The 6,411-nt window shown below is 58.9% G+C and carries 3 protein-coding genes and 3 pseudogenes; 3 read left to right on the top strand and 3 right to left on the bottom strand.

Annotated features, from left to right (window positions below):
* Positions 1-96: 96 nt before the first annotated feature.
* Positions 97-1,464, bottom strand: coding sequence for an exopolysaccharide biosynthesis polyprenyl glycosylphosphotransferase (locus NKH42_RS30785; protein ID WP_352509933.1), 1,368 nt, complete (start codon positions 1,462-1,464; stop codon positions 97-99).
* A 389-nt stretch (positions 1,465-1,853) separates the two neighbouring features.
* Here NKH42_RS30785 and NKH42_RS30780 point away from each other — a divergent pair, with 389 nt between their 5' ends.
* Both NKH42_RS30780 and NKH42_RS30775 read left to right on the top strand, forming a co-directional pair.
* Positions 1,854-2,630: a Crp/Fnr family transcriptional regulator gene (locus NKH42_RS30780; RefSeq protein ID WP_352757251.1), complete on the top strand. Its 777-nt coding sequence runs from the start codon at positions 1,854-1,856 to the stop codon at positions 2,628-2,630.
* Between the two features lie 139 nt (positions 2,631-2,769).
* Positions 2,770-3,157, top strand: a pseudogene (locus tag NKH42_RS30775) (alkanesulfonate monooxygenase); the annotation flags it as partial.
* 610 nt (positions 3,158-3,767) lie between these two features.
* Here the strand turns inward: NKH42_RS30775 and NKH42_RS30770 are convergent.
* Both NKH42_RS30770 and NKH42_RS30765 read right to left on the bottom strand, forming a co-directional pair.
* Positions 3,768-4,052: pseudogene (locus NKH42_RS30770) on the bottom strand (transposase); the annotation flags it as partial.
* A pseudogene (locus NKH42_RS30765) lies at positions 4,052-4,855 on the bottom strand (type IV secretory system conjugative DNA transfer family protein); the annotation flags it as partial. The pseudogenes NKH42_RS30770 and NKH42_RS30765, both read right to left, overlap by 1 nt.
* Positions 4,856-5,126: 271 nt before the next feature.
* Here NKH42_RS30765 and NKH42_RS30760 point away from each other — a divergent pair.
* Positions 5,127-5,492, top strand: coding sequence for a TIR domain-containing protein (locus tag NKH42_RS30760; protein ID WP_352509935.1), 366 nt, complete (start codon positions 5,127-5,129; stop codon positions 5,490-5,492).
* The last annotated feature ends 919 nt before the right edge of the window (positions 5,493-6,411 follow it).

Genomic DNA, 6,411 nt, shown 5'->3' with positions numbered 1-6,411 from the left:
ATCCAGCCCCCGCCGCGCGTCAGGCTGTTCGCAACCTCATTGTCGCACCACCCACTCTGGAAATGCCGGTAGTTCGAGGTGTCCAGCTGCTATACATCAATAGACATTACGATCCGAAAGCACCAGTACAGCGGTTGTCCAAATTATCTTAAGATCGAGCTGCACGCTCCAGGACTGTATGTACCAGAGGTCATGCTCTACGCGTTTTTCCATCCTCCACAGCTCCTTCGTTTCCCCTCGAAAGCCATTGATCTGAGCCCAGCCTGTCAAACCGGGTTTTACACGATGGCGATAAGCATAGCTCGCAATAATCGTACTATAGGTATCGTCATGAGCGACGGCGTGGGGTCGCGGCCCCACGAGGGACATTTCCCCCCGAAGCACATTAAATAACTGCGGCAGCTCGTCGATATTTGACTGGCGCAATATTCGGCCAAGTCGGGTAACCCGCGCATCATTACGCTGAGCCTGGCGAATTTCCGCACCGTTCTCCTGCACGGTCATTGATCGGAACTTGTAAATATTGAATGGCTTACCACAAAAACCCCGCCGCGTCTGCCGGAACAGCACTGGGCGACCGCTCTCGAGCGCGATGGCACACGCGACTACGGCCATCAACGGAAACAGGAACAGCAGTAGCAGTGATGCAAAGGCAATGTCGAATAACCGCTTCAGCAGGCGTTCGGCAGGCCTCAAAGGCGCGCGCTGGACTTCGAAGGCTCGCTGCCAGCCGGTGTGCAGCGGGCATCCGGCCAGAATCTTGTCTATGTAGGCATCGGCGAAAAGATAGATCGGCAGCGGGAGGCGGGACATTTCGTCCAGGATGCCTGCGATCAACTTCCGCTGATCCCAAGAGCAAAAGAGATAAACTGCCCCATACGGTTCACTACGGAACGCAGCCTGCGCAGCTGCGACGGCGGCTTGCACCGATCGTGCTGCGATCGTGCCATCATGGTTCTCGATGTTCGAAACACCGCAAACCGCGATGCCCTGTTGCCCGAGCTTGCCGATTGTCCCCTTTTCCATTCCAGGACCGCCAGCGTAAAACAGATAAACTGTGCGCAGGACGAGCTTCTCGGCGGCCAGAAGCCGTTTCAGCACACGCGCTAGAACCACGTGGCCAGGCAGCAGGGTTGGGAATCCGACCGCAAACGCCAGCGTCAAGGAACCGCGGGAGAACGTCGACGTCGTCTTCGTGAGAAAGGCGAGCCAGAGAATTGAAAAGAAAACGAATAACCACCCGGTGAAGAGTGTTTTGATCACGCGGTGATCGTCCAGGATGCCACTGATCGTGTAGGCGCCTCTGGCCCCCATGAATGCGACAAGCAATAGGCCGGCGGTAACACTTAGATAAATCGTCTCCCAAATATCTGGCGGGCTCACGCCGACGTACCTATGATAGACGTCATTTGACGCAAGAAGTATCGTCTCTCCAAGGAGGAAATCAGCAGTTGCAAGAAACACGCAAACTGCTCCCACAGGAAGCCGTAGCGGTTCTACGCTCCGCTTCAAGAACGCACGCGACGCCTGGGTTGGTGCATGCCGCATGGAGACAAGCCCCCGAATCCTGTTGTATCCCTTCTCCTTCTTGGGGCATGGCACACGCCGTCCCATAGAAGGGGGTTATCCCAACGGCTTTCAGTCGATCACATTTGATTTAAACTCTCTCAGAGACAGGGTCGCTGTTACCCCGGGCACATAGGAGTGCCTATTTTATGCTATCCTAATATGGTAACACTTCTGTCTGAGCGCTCTTGCGCGAGAACGGCCCGAAATCGGGCTCGTTCTAAGAGGTAGTCAAGGCAACGCTTTAGGGGACCGGGGCGCTTTACCCTATCAGGGGGGCAGGAGCCATGGCAGATTGCGGCGCTGAGGTCCGGGTCAAACAGCTCGATAAAATACGCTTATTTCAGCAATTTGACCCAGGTATTCTTAGTGAACTGGCGAAAGTGGCCATTCTACGAAGGGTTCCGAAGAATAAAGTCTTAACTCGCCTTGGCGACGTGCCAATTTATATTTACTACATAATTCAAGGAAAAATTCGGCTTAGTGCTCCCCTCTCGGACGGACGAGAATTCATCTTTGCAGATCTTGGTCCCGGTGACACTTTCGACCTGACTAGATTGTTCATCACGCGAAGAAGTAACATGAATGCGGAGTCAGTTGCGGACAGCGACTTGCTGCAAATCGAAGTAGCTTTCATGGTTAGGGTCTTCGACAAACACCCCGATCTCGCATTAAAGGTGATCCCGTACTTGTGCGAAGCAACCCACGACGCGCAGGAGCGAGTGATCCACAGTGCGGCCAGTGCCCTATCCACTCGATTGGCGAGCACGCTCTTGCGATTGACAGAGAGGCCGCACAGCACGGCTACCGTGGATAGAGCTCTGAGTATCCACATTTCGCAGACCGACCTCGCGGCAATGGTCCCGGCTTCTCGAGCGAAAGTGAATCGTTGCCTGAGAGAATGGGAACGGCGGTATATGACGCGATACGACCACGGCTCGCTGACGATCCTCAATCGCGCCGCGTTAGAGTCTGTTGCTCTTGGCGAGATCGCCTTTGATCGTTCAATGATGCATATCCCACGTGCTCGAGCATCTCCGTGGCATGCTCCGGGGAGACAATGAAACCGGAAGTGGCGGTCGTCCTCGCATCCCTCGGTAAAGTCCTTCTCGTCGGCGTCGTAAGTCGCAGCACCGGACAGATGCGCCTTCTCACCGGCGTCAGCGCCAATGAGACAGAATTGGGCTAATTGAGAGCGGAGGGTTTCTGAGTCATCGTAGCCTTTCAAAGACGCAGAAGGTTTCGCGCATGGATTCCGTCGGCCAGTCGCGCATGGGCCGGCTGCACGGGGGCCGTCGCGACAAACTCGAAATCAGCCCGAACCCTGTGGGCCGGCCGTCGGCCTAGCGCGGTGGCGCCGGCACCGCCCTGGTCGGCGACGCGGCGACAATGGCGGAGCGGATCGACGAATACCGCGCATTGGGATCGATACCTTCATCCTCCCGGACTATCCGCATCTGGAGGAAGCCTATCCCTTCGGCGAACTGGTGCTGCCGCTTTTGCCGCTCGATCACGAGGTTTCGACGCGGCCAACGGCCGTGAACATGGGGCCGTTCGGCGAGACGTGGCTGGCGACCATCGGCCGTCGGCGCTGCGCACGAGCCAGTCTCGGGCGTGCGTCGTCTGCTTCCAGCGTCGTGATGAGGGGAGCGGGGCCTTAAGACTACCGGTAACAAGATGCGCCTCAGTTTTTTCAGATCACTACGATCAGTGAATGTCGGTATCGGTGGTTGCGCGTCCCTGATTTGAACCTGCGCCGGCCAAGAGCCGATAACTATCAGGCAGCACGTTTGATGGTCCTCTTGCTCAGCTTTACGACGAAAGCGTTCCTATAGCGCGACAATCTGGGAGAGACCTCTCATCCTGATCGCCGCGCCGCACGTTCCCCTTCTTCATGGCTACCGTTTTCCGGCATGTAGTTCCAAGTGGGGCCGCCAGACGGGTACGCAGGGTTAATCCTGCGTGATCAAGATAGGTCGAGATGAATGTGCACCAGCCTCACGGTTGATCGCGACATTTCGCGAACCCGTCTGCTCGCAATCGCATTGCGCGTGTCTGCTTTCCGGTGCAGGGCCAATGTTCGTACACGGCGTAATCCCGCCGTGTGCATGTCTTTTCACGATGCCGCCGCCGAATCTAGGATGAGGGCTTTGCAGGCCTAGGCGAGGGCAGGGCGCTACGCTAACTTATACCAACGGCCCTCACAAATGACCTGAATGTGCCCACTTCCGCATTCCGATTGAGGTGATTGCGTCGGGCTTTGCGGCAAGCCTTTTCCATGCGTCGCAGGCAGCGTCGATGATGTCGTCATATGTGTCGAAGACGCGGTTGGAGAGGAAACTGGCGCGCAGCTATTGCCAGACCTGCTCGACCGGATTGAGCTCCGGAGAGCGCGATGGCAGCAGGATCGGCGTGATGTTCTTTGGCCAGACGAGATTGCCGGTGGTGTGCCATCCGGCTCGGTCCAGCAGCAGCACGGCTTGAGCGACGTCGCGGTGGAGAGAATGCCAGACCGCTCGTTGTCGGATTTGTTCAAGAGCTCGCGCCGTTGAGGCGACGACGGGATGCGGGCCGATCTCTCCGAGATGCGGCGTCGTCATCATCACTGCCAGAGTGGTCTCGATCGGCCGCTTTGGGTCTGATAGGAATCCCGCGACGCCGGCCAGCGTCTTGTCGGGCTCGGAGTAGAGTACGTGCAGGATCGCCCCGACGAGCAGCGAGTGGCTGGTCTTCTCCCAGTGATTGCGCTTTTCGAGCGGGCCTTCGGGATCGACCAGCACGTCGGCGACATTCTGGACGTCACGCACCTCCCACTCGCCGCGGCGCACTTCGAGAAGCGGGTTGCAGGCGGAGGACTTCCTGTTCGTGGGATCGAACAGCAGCACCCGCCCGTGCCTGGCGTGCGTGGCGCGAAATCCTCCCGTGATCTGCCAGTTTTCACCCTTGATATCGTGCACGATGGCCGAACCCGACCAGGTGAGAAGCGATGGCACGACGAGGCCGACGCCTTTGCCGCTTCTCGTCGGCGCGAAGCACAGAACATGTTCCGGCCCGTCGTGACGGAGATAATCGCGATCGAACATGCCGAGTACCACGCCGTCAGCCCGAGCAGACCGGCGGACTTGACCTCATTCGGTTTCGCCCAGCGCGCCGATCCCTATGTCTCGACGTTCTTCGCCTCGCGCGCCCGCCAGACCGAGATGCCGATCGCCACGGCGATGGAGATGAAGCCGCCAGAGGCGGCGATGAATGCGCCCTCGACGAAGATCGGTGGCGCATAGGTGGCAAAGGTCCTCAGCGGTTCAAATCGGGACTAGCCCTTGCGAGCCGTCGCCAACTAGCGGGGCTCCTTCCACCTCGGCAGGTCATTTCAGGTCGCGACAGCCTAACGCTGAACGCGCACGCAAGTGCAGTTCTCTCGGTGGCTGCTCTCCACAAGTATCCTACAGATTCGGCCGCGGGCGGGGATCGTTTCCGTGCGTGTCTTGCGCATTCAGCGTGGTTAAGACACGGTGGCAGCGGGGACGGCGGTGGTACGACCTGCTGTAGTGAGGGAATAGATGAACAAGCCCCGCATTTTCCTTGGCTCGTCGGGAGCGCAGATGAAGCTGGTGCAGGCGCTTACGCGCGGCCTCGAAGACGTCGCGCATGTCGATCCCTGGACGACATCCTTCAATCCAGGCACGACCACGCTGACCCGTCTCCTCGAGCTTACGCGTGAAGTGGACTTCGCGGCGTTCGTGTTCGCCCGCGACGAGTGGACGACGGCCAGCCTGCACGCTTCCCCTTCCGCTGGTTCCGGCCAGGCTTCTCCGCGCGACCATGTCGTCTTCGAAGCCGGTCTTTCAGCAGCGTCCTCGGCTCGCGCCGAACCTTCATACTGCATGCGAGGGGTTCGAAGCTTCCGACCGATCTCCTCGGATTGACGTGCGTACGATACGGCGAAGCGACAAAGGCTGCCGAGATGAGGACCATCAACCAGAAGCTTCGAAAGGCGATCGAGAGCGAGGGCCGCGTCGCACGCATTGAGGGCCTGTGGTGGCAATTCTCCCTCTCGGCGCGCGGGCCCGCGGGAGCCTTCCGCCGTAGGCCTCCTGCGCATCTCGCGAGCCCTCGACAGTACGCTGGAGCTGCGTGGCCGCTCATGGCTGGAGGACGGCACTCTGTCCGCCAGATACTGGAGCGAAGCCCTGAAGGAGAGGAAGGAGCCTGCCGGCGTATTCTACTACTGGAACGGAGAACGGCCCCGCGACCCTAACGCACCGCAATTGTACGGGAGAGATCCTGCTGGAGTCCGTCGATCGCGCCGCCGGGTATTTTACGACCCGTTCGGATGGCCCCGAAGGCGTGAACGCGCGGACGTCCGGTGTCTACCTGCGCGCCGATCCGGCGGATTGGCCATCCTGGACGGAAACGACGATCGCCAGTGCGCGGAGTTGATCGCAGAGCGGCTGGCGCGCTGGAAATCGATCGCGAACGCCTGAAATCAGGCGTTCGGCATCTCCTTCGCCCACCACGGGAAAAGCCACCAGCGGCCTTGCCGGAGCTTATGGGCGCTGTTCTCGCTAGCTGTCACGAACGGGCACTGGATCAGTCGGAGCGACGTTGTAGGAATAACATCACACGATATCCCTGCTGCCAAAGACATCCAACACAGTTTATGACGCAGTAGAACTAGAGCAGCGCTCGAAAAAGTGGTCACCGGTTTTTCGAACAAAGCGTGACACAGCTCGCGACGCTGAGGAACAGGCCGACGCTGCTGACCTTGCCCCTCTGATCTAATCCGGTTTGAAGTTCGTTCTGGCCCATCGAGAGGACCAGGACATGAAACGTAGCCGCTTCTCT

The sequence above is a fragment of the Mesorhizobium sp. M1142 genome, from assembly GCF_040318565.1.
In the GTDB taxonomy this organism is placed as follows: Bacteria; Pseudomonadota; Alphaproteobacteria; order Rhizobiales; family Rhizobiaceae; genus Mesorhizobium.
This window is presented reverse-complemented; position numbering and strand designations above follow the sequence as displayed.